The following is a 19,769-nucleotide window of genomic DNA, read 5'->3' as shown; positions in this document are numbered from 1 at the left end:
CTCAGTTCATGGCGAAGCCCTGGTAGCCGCTCGCCGCGACCTCATCGCATTTCTGGCGATAGGCACCGACGCCGCCGCAGTAGGAGAGAACGCGGCGCGGCTTGCCTTCGACGTTCGAGCCCAGGTACCAGGAATTGGTCTTCGCGATCAGCGTTGCGTTGGCGATCTCGTCGTGATGCGCCACCCAGCCGTCTTCCGCGTCCTTGGTCGGCTCGATCACCTTCAGGTCCTTGGCCCGCATGTACCTGATGCAGTTGTCGATCCATTCGACCTGCTGCTGCAGGCACGTCGTCATGTTGCACAGCGCAGCCGAAGGCGCGAGCGGCACGGCGGTCGTGAACAGGTTGGGATAGCCGTGAACCTGCAGGCCCATCGTCGTGCGGATGTCCCTGGTCCAATCCTCTTTGAGCGATCGTCCGCCCCGTCCCCTGATGTCGATGCGCGTCAGGGCGCCAGTGCCGGCGTCAAAGCCGGTTGCGAGGATGATGATATCGAGCTCATGGACCGTGCCGTCGGCGGTCTGGATGCCCAGCGGCGCCACCCGTTCGATCTGATTGTTCTTGACGCTGACGATCTCGACATTGGGCTGATGGAAAGCCTCGAGGAAGTTCTGCTCGAGCGGCACCCGGTGCGTCCCGAAACCATACTCTGCGGGGATCAGGAGGTCGCACAGTCTCGGATCCTTGAGCCGCTCACGCATCTTCTCGCGGACGAATTCCGAGATTTCGGCGTTGACCGCCTCATCGAAGAACAGCTCGGCGAAGGACGAGATCCATAGCTTCAGCGAGCCGTCATTCCAGCAATCCTCGACCACCTCGCGGCGTTTCTCGGGCGACAGGCCGGCCCACGCATGCTCGAAGTCATATTCGAAACCCGTGAAGGTGTGCGGCAATCGCTGCGTGAAGTGCTTGAACTTGGACTTGTAGGCTTGCGCATCCGCCGCACTGAACTTGGGATTCTTCATCGGGATGATGTATTGGGGCGTGCGGATGAAGACCTTGAGATGGCCGACCTCGCCCGCGATCGTCTGGATGACCTGGATGCCGGTTGCGCCGTTGCCGATGATGCCAACGCGCTTGCCAGCGAGGTCGATCGGCTGCTTCGGCCAGCGCGCCGTGTGGAACAGGCGTCCCTTGAAAGTCTCCTGGCCCGGAAACGACACATAGGGTGCCGAGAGCATGCCGCAGCAGGTGACCAGGAACTGGGTGTCGATCACATCGCCCGTGTCGGTCGTGACCAGCCAGCGCTGCGTTGCTTCGTTGAAATGGGCGCTTTTGACCGTGGTGCTGAACTGGATGTCCTTGCGGAGATCGAGACGGTCGGCGACGTAGTTGAGCCAACGTTCGATTTCCGGCTGGCCGGGGAATTTCTCGCTCCAGCTCCATCCTTTGTAGAGCTCCTCGGAGAACAGGTACTGGTAGATGTAGGCTTCCGAGTCGAAGCGCGCGCCGGGATAGCGATTCCAGTACCAGGTGCCGCCGACGCTGGACGCTGCGTCGACCGCCCTGACGTTCAATCCCTGCTCGCGCAAACGATAGAGTTGATAGAGCCCGGCCACGCCGGCTCCCACCACGACGGCATCGAGCCTGGCCGTCACATGCGCGCCGTTGCTTCCATTAGTCTTGCTTGCGGTTTCCATATCGGTTCCTCCTCACGTTTCCAGGGCGCACGCGACCGTCCCCCGTCCGTGAGATCATCGGACGCTGGTGCATCGCGTCATTTTCGCTTCCGGCAGCGCCATAGATGGGCTCGTTTGGCCCGCGGCTGTTCCGCCGCTTCTCCTGCTCTGCCTGGAACGCGAGCAACGCTACATGGCGGCCGAGCTTTGGGGCTTGAACAGAATCGACAATCCTTTGAACAGAGGCCGGCGCCGGACCTCAACACAGTTCGCTTGGCAAACTGCAAAACCGGCTTATGCTCCCCACCTGCCGTTCGGCCAATGAGAAGCGGAAGCAACCGCGCCATAAAATTCCAAGGAGGAGGCTCGTGCGATGGGCCAATTCATCACGGTCGAGGAGCTGCCACGCTACGCGCCCGGCCAGCTGATGCTGGACAGTTCGGCGGTGGGCAAATCCGACTTTCGGTTGCGCGTCTTCCGCTATGCGCCATCCGACATCTGGGTCCCACCAAACGAGAACTTCCTGATCGTCGTGTACCGCGAAGGCACGACGTCGATGAATCGCCGTGTGACCGGCCTCTGGAAGCAGGATCATGTCGGCCGCGGCGTCACGACACTGCTGACCCGTGCGGAGCCTTCGAACTGGCGCTGGAGCCACGACATCGAGGTCAGCCATTTCTACATTTCCCCGACCTTAATGGCGAAGACCGCGAGCGAAGCGTTCGACCGCGATCCGGAAGGCATCGAGCTTCACGACCTGCTCAGGGTCGAGGATCCGGTGCTGACCCTGGATTGGCGACCGCATGGTGCAGGAGGTGTCCGAAGGAGCTCCGGGCGGGCGGCTCTGCTATGACGCGCTGGCACTTCAGGCGAGCGTGCACCTCCTGCGAAGATACGCCTCCGTGCAATTCAGGATACCCTGTGCACAGGGGCGCTTCAGGCCAGCCCACGCGCGGCTGATCGAGGACTATATCGAGCAGAACATATCGAGGAACATCACGCTCGAGGAACTCGCCAATATCTGCAATTGCACGCCAGTACAGTTTGCGCGCAAATTCCAGGTGCACTATGGTATGCGGCCGCATGCTTATGTGCTGAGCCGCAAGGTGCAGCGCGCGTGCCAACACCTGCGTAAGGACCGGCTTGCTCTGAAGGAGATTGCGCTCTTGAGCGGGTTTTCCGATCAGAGCCATCTCAACCGGATCTTCCGCAGACAGCTGAACATCACGCCCGCAGAATATCGCAAGAGCTGCCTGAGTTAGTCTTGTCACAATCGGACCCGCTGCTAACCATGAAGGCGGGGTATGCGATGGCGTGGAATTAGCACTCCCTTAACCAACCTGGCCCATCTTGCGAACATGGTCTCCCGCGCGCGCCTGAAATCGATCCTGACCGGTCTTGCCCTCTATGCGATGGCGGCGGCCATCGTCGGCTATTTCGGCGTCAACGCCTACACCGGCAAATACGGTCTCAATGCCCGCCAGGAGCTCGACCAGGAGATCATCGCGCTGACGAGCGAGCTGACTCAGCTCAAGCGCGAGCGCGCCAGGAGCGAACAACGGGTGTCGCTGCTGCGGTCCGAGAAGATCGATCCGGACATGCTGGACGAGCGGGCACGCTTCCAGCTCGACTATGTCCACCCTCGCGATCTCGTTCGGATGATCCCGGCGAACTAGCGCATCCACAGCTTTCGAAAGCCGCTGCTGACATCCGACCACCGCACCTTGGCCTCCTCCGAAGGTCGCAACTCTGGGACCGGGCGATTGCCTTGACGGCGGCCCAGCGGCGGGCTCATGCCTTCGGCGCTGGCTGAAGTTGACGGAGATCAACCGGGCAGCACCGGCACGTCCTACACTGCTATCCGGAGGAAACTGTGATGAATGGGACAATGCCCCGGCATCACGCGGCCCGCGTCGAGGCCGCCATCGCGTCAGGCCAGGCGGCCCGGTCCGCGCTCGTGGCCTCGTGGCGCCGTTCGTCCCGATTGCATCATCTCGATCCCGGCGGCCACGCCGCGCCGATGCGGCTGACCGAGGCCGAGCTGCAGCAGGCGCGCGAGCGCATCGCGCCGCTTCTGGCGGCCGCGCAGGGCGCGATGGACCGGCTTTACCAGGCGGTCGGCGCGGCCGGTTGCTGCGTGCTGCTCGCCGATCGCGAGGGCGTGCCGGTCGATCGCCGCGGCACGGTGGCGGACGATGCGACGTTTCAGTCGTGGGGCCTTTGGACCGGCGCACTCTGGAGCGAGGAGCACGAAGGCACCAACGGCATCGGTACCTGCCTCGTCGAGCAGCGTCCGCTGACCATCGATCGCGACCAGCATTTCTTTGCCCGCAACACGCTTCTGAGCTGCACCGCCGTTCCGATCTACGACCATGAGGCGGCGCTCGCGGGCGTGCTCGACGTCTCCTCCTGCCGCGCCGACCGAACCGACGCCTTCGCCAGCCTGATTGCGCTCGCGGCGGGCGAGGCGGCCAAGCGGATCGAGGCCGACCTGTTTCGCAAGGTCTTCGCCCATGCCCGCATCGTGCTGACGCAGGCGGCGGATGGAAGCTGCGGCGGCCTCGTTGCGGTCGATGCCGACGATCTGGTGATCGGTGCAACGCGCTCCGCCCGGCTGGCGCTCGGCATCGCCACCGGCGGTGCGTTGCGGCCGGTGCCGGCGGCCGATCTTCTCGGCGGCGATACCGCGCGCGATCATCTTGCCGGCGGCCAGCGTGCGGTGCTGCAACGGGCGCTGCTCCGCGCCGGCGGCAATGTCTCCGCCGCCGCCAAGGCCCTCGGCGTCAGCCGCGCTACGCTGCACCGAAAGCTGAAGCGGTTCGAGCTGAACGCGCAATAAGCGCAACTGCCTCCTCAATCGTCATTGCGAGCGCAGCGAAGCAATCCAGAATCTTTCCGCGGAGGGACTCTGGATTGCTTCGCTACGCTCGCAATGACGGTGTGGAAGCCGCTCGCGCCCCCAATATTCCGTTGCTCATAGCAGGGGACGACAACTGTCGCAGAACTGCGACAGGTCGGCGCCGCCATCGCGTCCGCCCGGGCTGACAGGAAACGCCTCCCGCATCATGGTCTGCGCAAGTCGCGAACACGCGACGATAAACAGCAACATCGGGAGTGATCAATGAACAAGGTGGAATTCCTCAGCGTCACCAAAGTACCCTTTGCCGAACGCTACGACAATTTCATCGGCGGCAAGTTCGTCGCGCCGATCTCCGGGAAATATTTCGACAATGCCTCGCCCCTGACCGGCCAGCTGGTCTGCAAGATCGCGCGGTCCGAGGCGCAGGACATCGAGGCAGCGCTCGACGCGGCGCATGCCGCCAGGGCCGCCTGGGGCCGCACCAGCGTCGCCGAGCGCGCCGCGATCCTGAACCGCATCGCCGACCGCATGGAAGAGAACCTCGAGCGCCTCGCGATTGCCGAGACCTGGGACAACGGCAAGCCGATCCGCGAGACGCGCGCCGCCGACCTGCCGCTCGCGATCGACCATTTCCGCTATTTCGCCGGTGTGGTGCGCGCCCAGGAAGGCTCGATCGGCGAGATCGACCATGACACCATCGCCTATCATTTCCACGAGCCGCTCGGCGTGGTCGGCCAGATCATTCCCTGGAACTTCCCGCTTCTGATGGCCTGCTGGAAGCTCGCGCCGGCGCTGGCCGCCGGCAATTGCGTGGTGCTCAAGCCCGCCGAGCAGACCCCGGCCTCGATCATGGTCTTTGCAGAGATCATCGCCGACCTGCTGCCGCCTGGCGTGCTCAACATCGTCAACGGCTTTGGCCTCGAGGCCGGCAAGCCGCTGGCGTCGAGCCCGCGCATTGCCAAGATCGCCTTCACCGGTGAGACCACGACGGGCCGGCTGATCATGCAATATGCCAGCCAGAACCTGATTCCGGTCACGCTCGAGCTCGGCGGCAAGTCGCCGAACATCTTCTTCAAGGACGTCACCGCCGAGGACGACGATTTCTTCGACAAGGCGATCGAGGGCTTCGTCATGTTCGCGCTGAACCAGGGCGAGGTCTGCACCTGTCCGAGCCGGGCGCTGGTCCACGCCGACATCTACGACCGCTTCATGGAGCGGGCGCTCAAGCGCGTCGCTGCGATCAAGCAGGGCGATCCGCGCGATGCCACGACCATGATCGGCGCGCAGGCCTCGAGCGAGCAGCTCAGCAAGATCCTCTCCTATATCGACATCGGCAAGCAGGAGGGCGCCAAGGTGCTGGCCGGCGGCGGACGCGCCGATCTCGGCGGCGATCTCGCCGGCGGCTTCTACGTCCAGCCGACCGTGTTCGAGGGCCACAACAAGATGCGAATCTTCCAGGAGGAGATTTTTGGCCCCGTCGTCTCGGTCACCACCTTCAAGACCGACGAAGAGGCGCTCGCGATCGCCAACGACACGCTCTACGGGCTGGGCGCCGGCGTCTGGAGCCGCGACGCCAATCGCTGCTACCGCTTCGGCCGGGAGATCCAGGCCGGCCGGGTCTGGACCAATTGCTACCATGCCTATCCCGCCCATGCGGCGTTCGGCGGCTACAAGCAGTCGGGCGTCGGGCGCGAGACCCACAAGATGATGCTCGATCACTACCAGCAGACCAAGAACCTCCTGGTCAGCTACAGCCCGAAGAAACTCGGCTTCTTCTGATCGGGCGAGATCTGATTAGGCAGGAGAGGGCGGCGCCGCTTCGGCGCCGTCCGCTCTGCATGCCGGGATTGGCGTCGCGCACCGTTCTTGATCCGGTCACGAATCTGCGCACGCGATGGCGCGCATCGATTTGTTGCCCGATCAGCGCCAAAGATTTTGCAATATTTCGATCACGTTGCAGTGCGGCATAATGAAAGTCGTGCCATGCCGCCGCGGTGCTTTCCAAGGGCGTTTGACTTGGGTTAGAGAGGGCGAAAGTTTTCTCTGACCCGGAATTCCCATGGCCGCACCCAAGAAAGCCGCCGCAAGCGCTGCACAGGACAAGACCGACGGCGGTTCGCCCCCGGAATTCACGAAGGAGCAGGAACTCAAGGCGCTCCGCGACATGCTCCTGATCCGGCGGTTCGAGGAAAAGGCCGGCCAACTCTACGGCATGGGTGCCATCGGCGGCTTCTGCCACCTCTATATCGGCCAGGAGGCCGTGGTGGTCGGCATGCAGATGGCCCTGAAGGAGGGCGATCAGGTCATCACCGGCTATCGCGACCACGGTCACATGCTCGCGACCGGCATGGACGCCAATGGCGTGATGGCCGAGCTGACGGGACGCCGCGGCGGCTATTCCAAGGGCAAGGGCGGCTCCATGCACATGTTCAGCAAGGAGAAGCACTTCTACGGCGGCCACGGCATCGTCGGCGCCCAGGTCTCGCTCGGCACCGGCCTCGCGTTTGCAAACCACTATCGCGGCAATGGCAATGTCAGCGTCACCTATTTTGGCGACGGCGCGGCCAACCAGGGCCAGGTCTATGAGAGCTTCAACATGGCGGAGCTCTGGAAGCTGCCGGTGATCTACGTCATCGAGAACAACCGCTACGCCATGGGCACCTCCGTCTCGCGCGCCTCGGCCCAGCAGGATTTCTCCAAGCGCGGCGCCTCCTTCAACATTCCGGGCAAGCAGGTCGACGGCATGGACGTCCGCGCCGTGAAGGCGGCGGGCGATGAGGCGGCGGCTTGGTGTCGCGCCGGCAAGGGTCCCTTCATCCTGGAGATGCAGACCTACCGCTATCGCGGCCACTCGATGTCCGATCCTGCAAAATATCGCACACGCGAGGAGGTCGAGAAGGTTCGCCACGACCAGGATCCGATCGAGCAGGTTCGCAATCGCCTGCTCGCCGCCAAGGTCAGCGAGGCCGATCTGAAGGCGATCGACGCCGAGGTGCGCGACATCGTCAACGCCTCCGCCGATTTCGCCCAGCATGATCCCGAGCCGGATGCCGCCGAGCTCTGGACCGACGTGTACCGCTGAACGCGCGCAAGCTTTCTTTGGAGAAGATATGCCAATTCAAGTGCTGATGCCCGCGTTGTCGCCCACGATGGAGAAGGGCAACCTCGCCAAATGGCTGAAGAAAGAGGGCGAGACGATCAAGTCCGGCGATGTCATCGCCGAGATCGAGACTGACAAGGCGACCATGGAGGTCGAGGCGACCGACGAGGGCACGCTCGGCAAGATCCTGATCCCCGAGGGTACCGCTGATGTCGCGGTGAACACGCCGATCGCGACCATCCTCGCCGACGGCGAGAGCGCGGCTGATCTCGCCAAGGCAAGTGCGCCGGCCAAGCAGGAGAAGGCGGCGGAGTCCGCGCCGCCCGCCGCTGCCAAATCCGAGATGCCTCAGCCCAAGGCCGCGCCTGCGCCGCAGGCCGTGGCCGAACCCGATCCGGAAGTCCCTGCCGGCACCGAAATGGTAACGCAGACCATCCGTGAAGCGCTGCGCGATGCCATGGCCGAAGAAATGCGCCGTGACGCGGACGTGTTCGTGATGGGTGAAGAAGTGGCCGAATATCAGGGCGCCTACAAGGTAACCCAGGGCCTGCTCCAGGAGTTCGGTGCCAAGCGTGTGATCGACACGCCGATCACCGAACACGGCTTTGCCGGCGTCGGGGTCGGTGCCGCAATGACCGGCCTTAAGCCGATCGTCGAGTTCATGACCTTCAACTTCGCCATGCAGGCGATCGACCAGATCATCAACTCGGCGGCCAAGACGCTCTACATGTCGGGCGGTCAGATGGGCTGCTCGATCGTGTTCCGCGGTCCGAACGGTGCGGCCGCGCGCGTCGCCGCCCAGCACAGCCAGGACTATTCGGCGTGGTACTCGCACATCCCGGGCCTTAAGGTGGTTGCGCCGTATTCGGCCGCCGACGCCAAGGGCCTGCTCAAGGCTGCGATCCGCGATCCCAACCCGGTGATCTTCCTCGAGAACGAGGTGCTGTACGGCCACACCGGCGAAGTGCCCAAGCTCGACGATTTCATCATCCCGATCGGCAAGGCACGCATCGTCCGCGCCGGCAGCCACGTCACCATCATCTCCTGGTCGAACGGCATGACCTATGCGCTGAAGGCCGCCGACGAGCTTGCCAAGGAGGGCATCGAGGCCGAGGTGATCGATCTGCGCACGCTGCGCCCGATGGATACCGAGACCATCATCAATTCGGTCAAGAAGACGGGCCGGGCCGTCACCGTGGAAGAGGGCTGGGCCCAGAGCGGCGTTGGCGCCGAGATCGCCGCGCGCATCATGGAGAACGCCTTCGACTATCTCGACGCGCCGGTGACGCGCGTGTCCGGCAAGGACGTGCCGATGCCCTATGCCGCGAACCTGGAGAAGCTCGCGCTGCCGTCGGCGGCGGAAGTCGTCGAGGCCGCCAAAGCCGTCTGCTACAGGTAGACCATGGCGGGCCCCAAGGAGCAGCCACTGCCGCCCGACGTCATGACCCGCGACGACGCGGTCGAGATCCTGCGCGTGTTCGTGCTGGACGGTGGGCTGTCGATGGCGTTTCAGCGCGCCTTCGAGGAGCCGGACATGTGGGGCCTCCTGCTCGTCGATCTGGCACGTCATGCCGCGCGCGCCTATGCGCGCGAGAGCGAATATACCGAGGAGGACGCGCTGAACCGGATCCTCGACATGTTCCAGGCCGAGATCGAGCGTCCCACCGACACTGGCACCACCACGCCGCGCGGCAAGGGGCACTGATCATGGCGATCGAAGCCTATCATTACGATTTCATGCTGGAAGCGATCCGCGAGGCGGAAGCCTCGATCGCGCAGGGCGGCCTGCCGATCGGCGCGGTGCTGACCCGCGACAACAAGATCATCGCCCGCGGCCACAACAATCGCGTGCAGGAGAACAATCCGATCCTGCACGGCGAGATGAGCTGCCTGCGCGAGGCCGGCGCGATCTCGTTCCACGACACCGTCATGTACACCACGCTGTCCCCATGCTCGATGTGCGCCGGCGCGCTCGCGCTGTTCAAGGTCAAGCTGGTGGTGATCGGAGAGTCCATCACCTTCCCCGGCTCCAAGGACATCCTCGACAAGTTCGGCATCCCCTGGGTCGACCTTGCCGACGACCGCTCCATCACCATGATGAAGAATTGGCGTTCCATCCCTGCCAATGAACGCCTGTGGCAGGGCGACATCGGCAACTAAACCTGGTCTGTTCGTCTTCGCTGTCGAGGACGACATTTTGCAAAGCTCTTCTTGAGGTCAGCATGCCCATCAACATCCTGATGCCCGCTCTCTCGCCGACGATGGAGAAGGGCAACCTCGCCAAGTGGCTGAAGAAGGAAGGCGACAAGGTGAAGTCCGGCGACGTCATCGCCGAGATCGAGACCGACAAGGCGACCATGGAGGTCGAGGCGATCGACGAGGGCACGATCGCCAAGATCCTGGTGCCCGAGGGCACGCAGGATGTTCCGGTCAACGACGTCATCGCCGTGCTCGCCGGAGAAGGCGAGGACGTGAAGGCCGCGGGGAGCGCCAAGCCCAGCGCTTCGGCCGCGCCGCCGAAAGCTGCTGAAGCACCTGCTGCTGCCCCGGCGCCTGCTGCGCCCAAGGCCGCGCCGCCGCCGGCAGCTGCACCCGCGCCACAGCCCGCAGCCCCGGCCGCGCAGGCCAATGGCCACGGCGGTCGCGTTTTCTCATCGCCGCTGGCGCGGCGTCTCGCCAAGGAAGCCGGCATAGATGTTGGCACGGTCACCGGCACCGGCCCGCACGGCCGCGTGGTCGCGCGCGACGTCGAGCAGGCCAAGTCCGGCAAGGGTCTGAAAGCGCCCGCTGCGGCGCCGTCAGGCGCGCCCGCGATCGCACCGACTATGTCGGACAAGCAGATCCTGTCGCTGTTCGAGCCCGGGTCCTACGACATCGTCCCGCATGACGGCATGCGCCGCACCATCGCGCAGCGCCTGACCGCGTCGATCCAGAATGTCCCGCACTTCTATCTCACCATCGACTGCGACATCGGCAAGCTGCTCGCCGCGCGCGAGGAGATCAATGCGGCGGCTCCCAAGGACAAGGAGAAGAAGCCGCTCTACAAGATCTCGGTCAACGACTTCGTCATCAAGGCGATGGCGGTCGCGCTGCAGAAGATCCCGAACTGTAACGTCAGCTGGACCGAAAGCGGCATGGTCAAGCACCACCATTCCGACGTCGGCGTCGCCGTCGCGATGCCCGGCGGCCTGATCACGCCGATCATCCGGAAAGCGGAGACCAAGACGCTGTCGACCATCTCCAACGAGATGAAGGATTTTGCCGCGCGGGCCCGCTCACGCAAGCTGAAGCCCGAGGAATATCAGGGCGGTACCACCGCCGTCTCCAATCTCGGCATGTACGGCATCAGCCACTTCACGGCCGTGATCAACCCGCCGCATGCGACGATTCTTGCGGTCGGCACCAGCGAGGAGCGTCCCGTGGTACGCGGCGGCAAGATCGAGATCGCGCACATGATGAGCGTGACCTTGTCCTGCGATCACCGCGCCATCGACGGCGCCCTCGGCGCCGAACTGATCGGCGCGTTCAAACAGCTGATCGAAAACCCCGTCATGATGATGGTCTGACGCGGCGGCAGAGGGGGCAACCTTGCATGTCCGGACCCGCTGGCCATGGATATCGCTGCTGCTCGGAGTCGCCCTCGCGCTCAATCCGGTCGGGCTCGATTTTCTTCACTCTGCGTTCTTTGCCGGCGAGCAATTGGCACGGAACATCGCCCAGCCGATCGTGCTCACCGCGCTCGCCATCATAGTCCTGGTGGTGGTGTTCGAATGGCTGGTGAGGTCTTTTCTGGTCAAGCGCCGCGCCCGCGGCGCTTCTTGAGTTGAACGGGAGCCGCTATGGCCGACACATCCTTCGACGTCATCATCATCGGCTCCGGCCCCGGCGGCTATGTCACCGCCATCCGCGCCGCGCAGCTCGGCTTAAAGACGGCAATTGTAGAAAAATCCTATCTCGGCGGCATCTGCCTGAACTGGGGCTGTATCCCGACCAAGGCGCTGCTGCGTTCGGCCGAGATCTATCACTACATGCAGCATGCCAAGGACTACGGCCTGTCGGCGGAGAAGGTCTCGTTCGATCCGAAGGCCGTAGTGCAGCGCTCGCGCGGCGTCTCCAAGCGGCTGAACGACGGCGTCGGCTTCCTGATGAAGAAGAACAAGGTCAGCGTGATCTGGGGCGCCGCCTCGATCGACGCGCCCGGCAAGGTCACGGTGAAGAAGTCCGATGTCGAGGGTCCGAAGGGCGCGCAGGGCGAGGGGACCTATCAGGCCAAACACATCATCGTCGCGACCGGCGCACGGCCGCGCGTGCTGCCCGGCCTCGAGCCCGACAAGAAGCTGGTCTGGACCTATTTCGAGGCGATGGTGCCGGAGCGGATGCCGAAGTCGTTGCTGGTGGTCGGCTCCGGCGCGATCGGCATCGAGTTCGCCTCGTTCTTCCACACCATGGGAAGCGACGTCACCGTGGTCGAGGTGCTGCCGCAGATCCTCCCGGTCGAGGATGCCGAGATCGCAGGTTTCGCCCGCAAGCGGCTGGAGAAGCAGGGCATCAAGATCATGTCCTCGACCAAGGTGACGAAGCTGGAGAAGAAGGCCGACAGCGTCGTCGCCACCATCGACGACGGCAAGGGCAAGCCTGTCACGACCGAGTTCGAGCGCGTGATCTCGGCGGTCGGCGTCGTCGGCAACATCGAGAATCTCGGCCTGGAAAAAATCGGTGTCAAGACCGACCGGGGCATCATCGTCGTCGACGGCTACGGCAAGACCAACGTCCCCGGCATCTATGCGATCGGCGATGTCGCCGGTCCCCCAATGCTCGCGCACAAGGCCGAGCATGAGGGCGTGATCTGCGTCGAGGCGATCAAGGGCCTGCACCCGCACCCCATGGACAAGAACATGATCCCGGGCTGCACCTATTGCCATCCGCAAGTTGCATCCGTCGGCTTGACGGAAGCCAAGGCCAAGGAGAACGGCCGCGAGATCCGCGTCGGCCGCTTCCCCTTCGTCGGCAACGGCAAGGCGATCGCGCTCGGTGAGGATCAGGGCCTGGTCAAGGTCATCTTCGACAAGAAGACCGGCCAACTGCTCGGGGCGCACATGGTCGGCGCGGAGGTCACCGAATTGATCCAGGGTTACGTCGTCGCGATGAATCTGGAGACCACGGAAGAAGAGCTGATGCACACGGTCTTCCCGCATCCGACCCTGTCGGAGATGATGAAGGAAGCCGTGCTGGATGCGTACGGACGGGTGTTGAATATTTGACGACCGCCGTCATTGCGAGCGAAGCGAAGCAATCCAGAATGCCTCCGCGGACATAGTCTGGATTGCTTCATCGCAAGAGCTCCTCGCAATGACGAGTGGAAAGAGCGGATCAATAAGCAAAAAGAAAGAAGCAGCATGCACGACAACGACAATCTCACAATCGAACGCCCGACCTTCGTCACCCATCTCGAATGCGCGATGGAGGGCGATCATTACGCCGCCGACCAGGTCCACAACCTCTCCAAGGCCGGCAAGCCGCTTCTGGTGCGCTACGACCTCGCGGGCGTGAAGAAGGCGCTGACCAAGGATGCGCTTAAGGAGCGGCCCGGCGACATGTGGCGCTATCGCGAGCTGTTGCCGGTGCGCAAATGCAAGGACATCGTCTCGCTCGGCGAAGTGACGACGCCCCTGATCCGGCTGCCGAAGCTCGGCACAAAACTCGGCGGCGGCGAGATCATCGTCAAGGACGAGGGACGGCTGCCGACCGGCTCGTTCAAGGCGCGCGGTCTCGTGATGGCGGTGTCGATGGGCAAGGCGCTCGGTATCAAGCACATGGCGATGCCGACCAACGGCAACGCCGGCGCGGCGCTCGCGGCTTACGCGACGAGCTGCGGCATCAAGACCACGATCTTCTGCCCGGCCGACACGCCCGAAGTGAACGTCAGCGAGATTGAGCTGCAGGGCGCGACCGTCTACCGCGTCAACGGCTATATCGACGATTGCGGCAAGATCGTCGGCGAGGGCAAGGCCAAGGTCGGCTGGTTCGACACCTCGACCTTGAAGGAGCCGTACCGCATCGAGGGCAAGAAGACGATGGGCCTCGAGCTCGCCGAGCAGCTCGGCTGGGACGTGCCCGACGTGATCTTCTATCCGACCGGCGGCGGCACCGGCCTGATCGGCATGTGGAAGGCCTTCGACGAGCTGGAGAAGATCGGCTTCATCGGCTCAAAGCGCCCGCGCATGGTCGCGGTGCAGGCGTCCGGCTGCGCGCCGATGGTGCGCGCCTTTGATGCCGGGACCGAGCATGCGACGCGCTGGGAGGACGCCCACACCATCGCCTCGGGCATCCGCGTGCCGCAGGCGATCGGCGACTTCCTGATCCTGCGCGCGGTGCGCGAGAGCAAGGGCTTTGCCATCGCCGTCGACGACGACAAGATCTCGGCGGCGCTCAACGAGGTCGCGCGCGAGGAGGGGCTGCTGCTCTGCCCCGAGGGCGCCGCGACCTACGCTGCCTACAAGGAAAGTCTCGCCGACGGTCGCGTCAGCAAGACCGATCGTGTCATGCTGTTCAACTGCGCGACCGGCCTGAAATATCCGCTGCCGCCGGTCACCCGCACGCTCGATCGCCACAAGCCGATCGACTATTCCCAATTCTAGCAGTTCTCCCTCTCCCCGTTCTTACGGGGGCGCGACGAGCTTCGCTCGCGCTGGGAGGGTTGGGGTGAGGGGCCTCTCTCCGCGAATGAGATGTTCGTGAGACCTGTACCCCCTCACTCGAATTGCTTCGCAAGTCGACCTCTCCCCGCAAGCGGGGAGAGGTGAAGAAGAGCAAAGAGAGATCGCTGGGGAGAAGACAATGACGAAAGCCGTCTGGGCTGCACTGTTTGCTGTTCTCGCTGTGACCGGCGCCGCGCGCGCCGATGACTATCCCACCCGTCCCATCACTATCATCGTGCCCTTCGCCGCCGGCGGCCCGTCGGATGCGATGGCGCGCGTGCTTGCCGAGCGCATGCGCGTCCCGCTTGGCCAGCCCGTGGTGATCGAGAACGTCACCGGCGCCGGCGGCTCCATCGGTGTGGCCCGTGCCGTGCAATCGCCGCCCGACGGCTACACCATCTCGTTCGGCCATCTCGGGACCCACGTCGCCAACGGCGCCGTCTACAAGCTCAAATTCGACCTCGTCGCCGACCTCGAGCCGGTGGTGCTGCTGCCGAGCAACCCGATGATCGTGGTCAGCAAGAATGCGGTGCCCGCGACCTCGCTGAAGGAGCTGATCGAATGGCTGAAGTCGCGGCCGTCGCCGCCGACCGCCGGCACGGCCGGCGCGGGCTCCGGCAGCCACATCGCCGGCGTCTATTTCGAGAACGTCTCCGGCATCAAGCTGCAATATGTGCCGTATCGCGGCACGGCGCCGGCATTGAACGATCTCATCGCCGGCCAGATCGACATCATCGTCGACCAGACCTCCAACTCCATCAGCCAGGTCCGCGCCGGCACCATCCGCGCCTACGCCGTCACCGACGACAAACGCCTCGCCTCCGCGCCCGAGATCCCGACCGCGGAGGAGGCGGGCCTGAAAGGCTTCAACATGACGCTGTGGTCGGGCATGTGGGTGCCGAAGGGCACGCCGAAGGAGATCGTCGCAAAGCTCAACGCCGCGGCCGTGGAGGCGCTGAACGATCCGGCGGTGCGCAAGCAGCTCGAAAGCCAGGGTCTCGAGATGACGCCCAAGGATCAGCTCACGCCCGAAGCGCTCGGCACGCGGCAGAAGGCCGAGATCGCGAAATGGTGGCCGATCATCAAGGCGGCCAACATCAAGGTGGATTGAGCGCCGGACGGCACAGGCCTCGCGGTGTGGCGAGATTCCGCGATCCTTCTGTGCAGGCCGCCAACGCGGCCATCTTGGTCACCGCCGCGTTTGCTGGCGGCGGGGCGCTCACGACGTGATTTGGTGACCTGGTGCCAGCGCACGGTCCAGGCACTGCATCAGATCCGAGGCGGCGAATGGCTTGCCGAGAAAACAGGTTGCGCCCGCATCGAGCGCCCGCACACGCACGCCCTCATCCGGAAAAGCAGTGATGAATATGAACGGCGTAGCCGAACCTTGCGCCCGCATCTTCGTCAACAGATCGATTCCGCTCATCAGCGGCATTTGCACGTCGGCGATCACGCACGAGGTGTTGCTCGAATCGGTCGAGCTCAAGAACTCTTCCGCCGAGGCGAATGTGTGGACGTTGTACCCGCGCGATTCCAAGAGATTGTTTATCGCGGCCCGAACGTAAGGGTCGTCGTCAAGCACCGAGATGACCGAAGCCACTGACAAGACGTCCGCTCCTCGCCGGGAATTACGCTTGCCGTCGCCACGGCTCGAACATAAAGGCGTAAGGTGGACCTGCCGGTCACGATTGGAAACTCATACTTAGGTTTGTGCATCGGGCTTGTTCGGGCCGATCCCGAGCGCCTCGCTCATTCTCACCAGATCGGCCAGCGACTTCGCGCCCATTTTCCGCATGATCTGGCCGCGGTAGATTTTGACGGTGATTTCGGCCAATCCGAGCTGGGCGGCTACCTGCTTGTTCATCAGGCCGGACGTCACCAGTGACAATACGTCTCGCTCCCGCGAGGACAGTGACTCGAAGCGTGATCTGACCGTGGAGACCGTCCTGTTGAGGTCGCGGCGCTTGCGGTCTCGCTCGATCGCGGCCTGGACTGCGTCGAGAATGTCTTGATCGCGGACCGGCTTGGTCAAAAAGTCGATCGCCCCGCTCTTCATGGCCCGAACCGTCATGGGAATATCGCCATGACCGGTAATGAAGATGATCGGCGTGTGGATATTTGCCTTGGCAAGGTCGGTCTGCAGTTCGAGGCCGCTCGTTCCGGGCAGGCGGATGTCGAGCACCAGGCAGCTCGGGACGTCTGGCGGCTTGGCCTGGAGGAGCTGCGGCGCCGAGCCGAATGCTTCGACCTTGAGACCGACCGACTCGAACAGATTGGTGAGCGCACGGCGCATCGACGCGTCGTCGTCGACGATGAGGACAAGAGGCTGATCGTTGTCCTTCTGGGGCGGCGAAGAGTCCGCGCGCTCGGTCACGATGCTTCCTCTCGGTGGAGGGGCAAGGTGATCTGAAAAGTCGCGCCGCGCTCCTGATTTGGTATGGCGGAAAGTCGTCCGCCATGGGCCTCGATGATCGATCGACAGATCGACAGACCCATGCCCATGCCGGAGGACTTCGTGGTGAAGAACGGCGTGAACAGGCGGTCTATCGCCTGTTCGCTGATGCCGGTTCCGCAGTCGGAAACGCTCACCTGCATCGCGCCATCGCCGCTCGCCTGTGAGCGGATCGCCAGCTCGCGCGGGCGATCGTGGACGTCTGCCATGGCCTCGATCCCGTTCATGATCAGGTTGATCAGGACCTGCTGCAATTGGATACGATCGCCAAAGATCCTCGGTAGCGCCGAGGACAGCTCCATGCGGACGGACACGGCGTGGCTGGCCATCTCGCGCTGAACGAGCGCGACGGCCTCCCGCACGACCGCATTGGCGTCGAGCGGGACCATCTCGATGTCAGAACGCTTGGCGAGCGCCCGAACGTGACGGATCACGTCGCCGGCACGCCTGCCGTCCTCGATGATCCACTCGACGGAACGGCGGGCCGCTTTGATATCCGGCGGACTGCGCTGCAGCCAGGCGAGGCAGGCGTCGGCATTTGCGATCACTGCGGCGAGCGGCTGATTGATCTCGTGGGCGATCGAAGCGGTCAGCTCACCCAGTGTCGTGACACGTGTCACATGGGCGAGCTCGGCCTGGGCCTTGCGCAGCGCGTCTTCGGCTTGATTGGCCCGGATGGCCGCGGTGACGTCCGTGCAAACGCCACGGTAGCCCAGGAAAGCGCCGTCCGCGTCGAAGAACGGCTTGCCGCTGGTCCGGACGTAGATCGGCTGCCCATTGCGGTCCTTGCTGCGATACACCAAGTCGCGGAACGGGACGTGGGCGTCGAGCGCCGCTCGGTGTTGTCGCCATTTTTCGGGCTCGAGAGCGGCGTCGGGCGCAATGTCCCAACGCGTGAGCCCGATCAGGCCGGCGGGGGCGGCGATGGTATCGGAGTGCTCGGATATCTGGGTGACCCGGTGGTCCGGCCCGGTTTCCCAAAACCAATCAGACGCAGTTTCGGCATAATCGCGAAAGCGCTGCTCGCTGTCACGAAGTCGGCGTTCTGCCTCCTTGGTCGCCGTGATGTCGCTGACCGATCCGACGAACTCGACGCGACCGTTCGCATCTCGCGTTGCCCGTGCCACCGCTCGGACGTGCTTGACGGAACCGTCGGGCATCACCAGCCGGTATTCGTGATCATAGTCCTTGCCCTCGCGCGCCGCCTGGCCCGTCGTCTGCTGCACGGCGAGCCGGTCCTCCGGATGAATCCGCTGAAGCATGAAGGGGATCGCCGGCTTCGTCCCCTCTTCGCATTCGAAGATGCGATAGGTCTCCTTGGACCAGGTGATCTCGCGGGTTGCGGCCTTCCAGCCGAAACTGCCGGTGTGGCTCAATTCCTGCGCCTGGGCGAGGTAAGCCTCGCTCTGTCGCAGCGCGTTCTCTGCCTCCTTGCGCTCGGTGATGTTCTCGCAGGCGACCAGCACGATCGGCCCGCCATTGGCCCGCCGCATGGCCTTGGCGTTCTCGCGCACCCACAATATCGAGCCGTCCCTGCGAATCTTCCGGATTTCCCAGGTGTGTGACTGATCAACGGTCTCGAGGCACGACGTGATACAGGCGCGGACCGTTGCGCGATCCTCCGCGAGGAAGACATCCAGCACGGATCGGCCGATCAACTCCGCCGGCGTGTAGCCCAGCTGCTCGGCACCGAACGTGTTGACGTTGATCACGGTACCGGCCGGATCGACCATGAAGTACATGACCGGCGTGTGCTCGAAGACCTGCTGCCACTGCTTGACCGCCTCGAGCAAGTCGGCAGCATTGGGATCGGTGCGCTGCTTGGCGGGAACAGTTTGCCTCAGGCAGCCGACGAGGAATTGCGCGGCTGACTTCCCGAATGTCGCTGCCCGGCCAGGCTTCATCGCTGGCGCTCCCGGCACTCTCTGCGTGAACAGAAGTAGAGCACGTTGCGGCGAGAGGAGCAATTCCAGCCAAAGTCGGATCAGCCATCATGACGTTCGCCTTTAGACTGTCCGCTCGCCGCCGGGTCCCTTGCGGCGCATCAAGGACACCGTGCCGGCCAAGGTTTCACGGTGACCGTGCAGCCGGAGCGCCGTGCGCCGTCTCGTTGAACATGAGCCCGGCCACCCCGGGCGAATACGGGACAAACTTAGGTATAGCTCCTCCATTCCTAATCATGTGGGCCATTTACCTCCGTACAATTGAGGGCCCAGGGCACGACGGACTAGCCTCATGATCATCGGGAGTGTCGGCGAGCCAATCGCAGCGGTTGACGGGTAGCGGGGTCTCGAACCTTAGGGCCGCAGCCTCTCACCGACAGGCACGACCAAGCACGAGGCAGCTGTGATCGGGACAATCCACGATCCGCGTTTGGTCGAAGCGACGACTGGCAAAAGCGGAAGCAACAGAGGGAGACAGCAATGTGCGATCTATCGGTACTTCCTGAGCGTCGCCTATCGGCGTCCGAAAGTTGCTCCTCAGTCAATGGCTGTGCGGTGTGCGGCGGCAAGTTCGGCCTGATCCGCTACTATTCCTGGCGCACGGCGCTCTGCTCCAAGAAGTGCGTTGATCGTTTCCGCACGCGAAGCGAACGCGACCGCCGCTGGTTGTTTCGGGCCCAGGTCGCATAAGGCGGGATGGGAGAGCTGATCCGGGAGGCCGTGCGTTGAACCACTCATGCAAGCTCTTCTGCTGGATCGTTCTCATCGTCCCAATCGCGGCCGGCCAGGCACAGGAGACGGGACATGGTGCCGTTCATCGCCAGCACCCACCCCACGATCAGGCGCTGCACGAAAAATTCTATTCGACCTGGCACATGCCGGATAACCCGAGCCTCAGTTGTTGCAACAGCGCCGACTGTTATCCGACCGACATCAAGTACATCGACGGCCAGATCTATGCGCGGCGCCGGGAGGACGGGAGATACATTCTGATCCCACCGCAAAAGGTGGAGCGAAACAGGGATAATCCGGACGGCCGTAACCATCTGTGCGCTCCACCGCCCGCACTGTCTCCGCTCGACAGCGTTTACTGCTTCG

General features: G+C 63.8%; 19 protein-coding genes. 14 read left to right on the top strand and 5 right to left on the bottom strand.

Features of this window, described 5'->3' with window-relative positions; genetic code table 11:
* Window position 1 precedes the first annotated feature (1 nt).
* Window positions 2-1,639 (bottom strand): flavin-containing monooxygenase, encoded by a 1,638-nt coding sequence (locus HZZ16_RS25065; protein ID WP_197952532.1) that lies wholly within the window; start codon window positions 1,637-1,639, stop codon window positions 2-4.
* Between the two features lie 352 nt (window positions 1,640-1,991).
* Here HZZ16_RS25065 and HZZ16_RS37465 point away from each other — a divergent pair, with 352 nt between their 5' ends.
* From HZZ16_RS37465 to HZZ16_RS25000, 14 genes are all read left to right on the top strand, one after another.
* Entirely contained in the window at window positions 1,992-2,471 is a 480-nt protein-coding gene (locus HZZ16_RS37465) for a hypothetical protein (RefSeq protein WP_246510412.1), read from the top strand.
* Window positions 2,422-2,880: a helix-turn-helix domain-containing protein gene (locus HZZ16_RS37460; RefSeq protein ID WP_246510410.1), complete on the top strand. Its 459-nt coding sequence runs from the start codon at window positions 2,422-2,424 to the stop codon at window positions 2,878-2,880. Before HZZ16_RS37465 ends, HZZ16_RS37460 begins: the two co-directional genes overlap by 50 nt.
* 96 nt (window positions 2,881-2,976) lie before the next feature.
* Window positions 2,977-3,294 carry an FtsB family cell division protein gene (locus HZZ16_RS25055; RefSeq protein ID WP_197952531.1) on the top strand — a complete coding sequence of 106 codons (318 nt, stop codon included), beginning with the start codon at window positions 2,977-2,979 and terminating at the stop codon, window positions 3,292-3,294.
* Window positions 3,295-3,494: 200 nt separating this feature from the next.
* The gene (locus HZZ16_RS25050; protein ID WP_197952530.1) at window positions 3,495-4,457 is read left to right on the top strand and encodes a helix-turn-helix domain-containing protein; all 963 of its coding nucleotides are present in this window, start codon (window positions 3,495-3,497) and stop codon (window positions 4,455-4,457) included.
* Between the two features lie 282 nt (window positions 4,458-4,739).
* Window positions 4,740-6,257, top strand: coding sequence for an aldehyde dehydrogenase (adh, locus tag HZZ16_RS25045; protein ID WP_197952529.1), 1,518 nt, complete (start codon window positions 4,740-4,742; stop codon window positions 6,255-6,257).
* 280 nt (window positions 6,258-6,537) lie between these two features.
* Window positions 6,538-7,560, top strand: a complete 1,023-nt coding sequence (pdhA, locus tag HZZ16_RS25040) for a pyruvate dehydrogenase (acetyl-transferring) E1 component subunit alpha (protein ID WP_197952528.1) — start codon at window positions 6,538-6,540, stop codon at window positions 7,558-7,560.
* A 28-nt stretch (window positions 7,561-7,588) separates the two neighbouring features.
* Entirely contained in the window at window positions 7,589-8,977 is a 1,389-nt protein-coding gene (locus HZZ16_RS25035) for a pyruvate dehydrogenase complex E1 component subunit beta (protein WP_197952527.1), read from the top strand.
* A gap of 3 nt (window positions 8,978-8,980) precedes the next feature.
* Entirely contained in the window at window positions 8,981-9,283 is a 303-nt protein-coding gene (locus HZZ16_RS25030) for a DUF5076 domain-containing protein (protein ID WP_008547332.1), read from the top strand.
* Window positions 9,284-9,285: 2 nt separating this feature from the next.
* Complete coding sequence (locus tag HZZ16_RS25025) at window positions 9,286-9,738, top strand: nucleoside deaminase (protein WP_197952526.1); 453 nt, start codon at window positions 9,286-9,288, stop codon at window positions 9,736-9,738.
* Window positions 9,739-9,800: 62 nt separating this feature from the next.
* A complete protein-coding gene (locus HZZ16_RS25020) occupies window positions 9,801-11,144 on the top strand; it encodes a pyruvate dehydrogenase complex dihydrolipoamide acetyltransferase (RefSeq protein ID WP_197952525.1) in 1,344 nt (447 codons plus the stop codon).
* A 22-nt stretch (window positions 11,145-11,166) separates the two neighbouring features.
* Window positions 11,167-11,400 (top strand): hypothetical protein, encoded by a 234-nt coding sequence (locus tag HZZ16_RS25015; RefSeq protein ID WP_197952524.1) that lies wholly within the window; start codon window positions 11,167-11,169, stop codon window positions 11,398-11,400.
* 17 nt (window positions 11,401-11,417) lie between these two features.
* Window positions 11,418-12,839: a dihydrolipoyl dehydrogenase gene (lpdA, locus tag HZZ16_RS25010; protein WP_197952523.1), complete on the top strand. Its 1,422-nt coding sequence runs from the start codon at window positions 11,418-11,420 to the stop codon at window positions 12,837-12,839.
* Between the two features lie 135 nt (window positions 12,840-12,974).
* A complete protein-coding gene (locus HZZ16_RS25005; RefSeq protein WP_197952522.1) occupies window positions 12,975-14,216 on the top strand; it encodes a threonine synthase in 1,242 nt (413 codons plus the stop codon).
* A 199-nt stretch (window positions 14,217-14,415) separates the two neighbouring features.
* Window positions 14,416-15,387 (top strand): tripartite tricarboxylate transporter substrate binding protein BugD, encoded by a 972-nt coding sequence (locus HZZ16_RS25000; protein WP_197952521.1) that lies wholly within the window; start codon window positions 14,416-14,418, stop codon window positions 15,385-15,387.
* 108 nt (window positions 15,388-15,495) lie between these two features.
* Here the strand turns inward: HZZ16_RS25000 and HZZ16_RS24995 are convergent, their stop codons facing one another.
* The 4 genes from HZZ16_RS24995 to HZZ16_RS24980 all read right to left on the bottom strand — a co-directional run bounded on the left by HZZ16_RS24995 (window position 15,496) and on the right by HZZ16_RS24980 (window position 19,717).
* A complete protein-coding gene (locus HZZ16_RS24995) occupies window positions 15,496-15,882 on the bottom strand; it encodes a response regulator transcription factor (RefSeq protein WP_197952520.1) in 387 nt (128 codons plus the stop codon).
* Between the two features lie 96 nt (window positions 15,883-15,978).
* Window positions 15,979-16,653, bottom strand: a complete 675-nt coding sequence (locus HZZ16_RS24990; protein WP_376707590.1) for a response regulator transcription factor — start codon at window positions 16,651-16,653, stop codon at window positions 15,979-15,981.
* Window positions 16,647-18,632, bottom strand: coding sequence for a PAS domain S-box protein (locus HZZ16_RS24985; protein WP_197952519.1), 1,986 nt, complete (start codon window positions 18,630-18,632; stop codon window positions 16,647-16,649). The genes HZZ16_RS24990 and HZZ16_RS24985 overlap by 7 nt, the downstream gene beginning before the upstream one ends.
* Before the next feature lie 773 nt (window positions 18,633-19,405).
* Window positions 19,406-19,717 carry a hypothetical protein gene (locus HZZ16_RS24980; protein ID WP_197952518.1) on the bottom strand — a complete coding sequence of 104 codons (312 nt, stop codon included), beginning with the start codon at window positions 19,715-19,717 and terminating at the stop codon, window positions 19,406-19,408.
* Between the last annotated feature and the right edge of the window lie 52 nt (window positions 19,718-19,769).

Source organism: Bradyrhizobium glycinis, assembly GCF_016031655.1.
GTDB classification, from domain to species: Bacteria; Pseudomonadota; Alphaproteobacteria; order Rhizobiales; family Xanthobacteraceae; genus Bradyrhizobium; species Bradyrhizobium glycinis.
The sequence above is the reverse complement of the archived record's forward strand: the minus strand, read 5'-3'. Positions and strand labels throughout refer to the sequence as shown.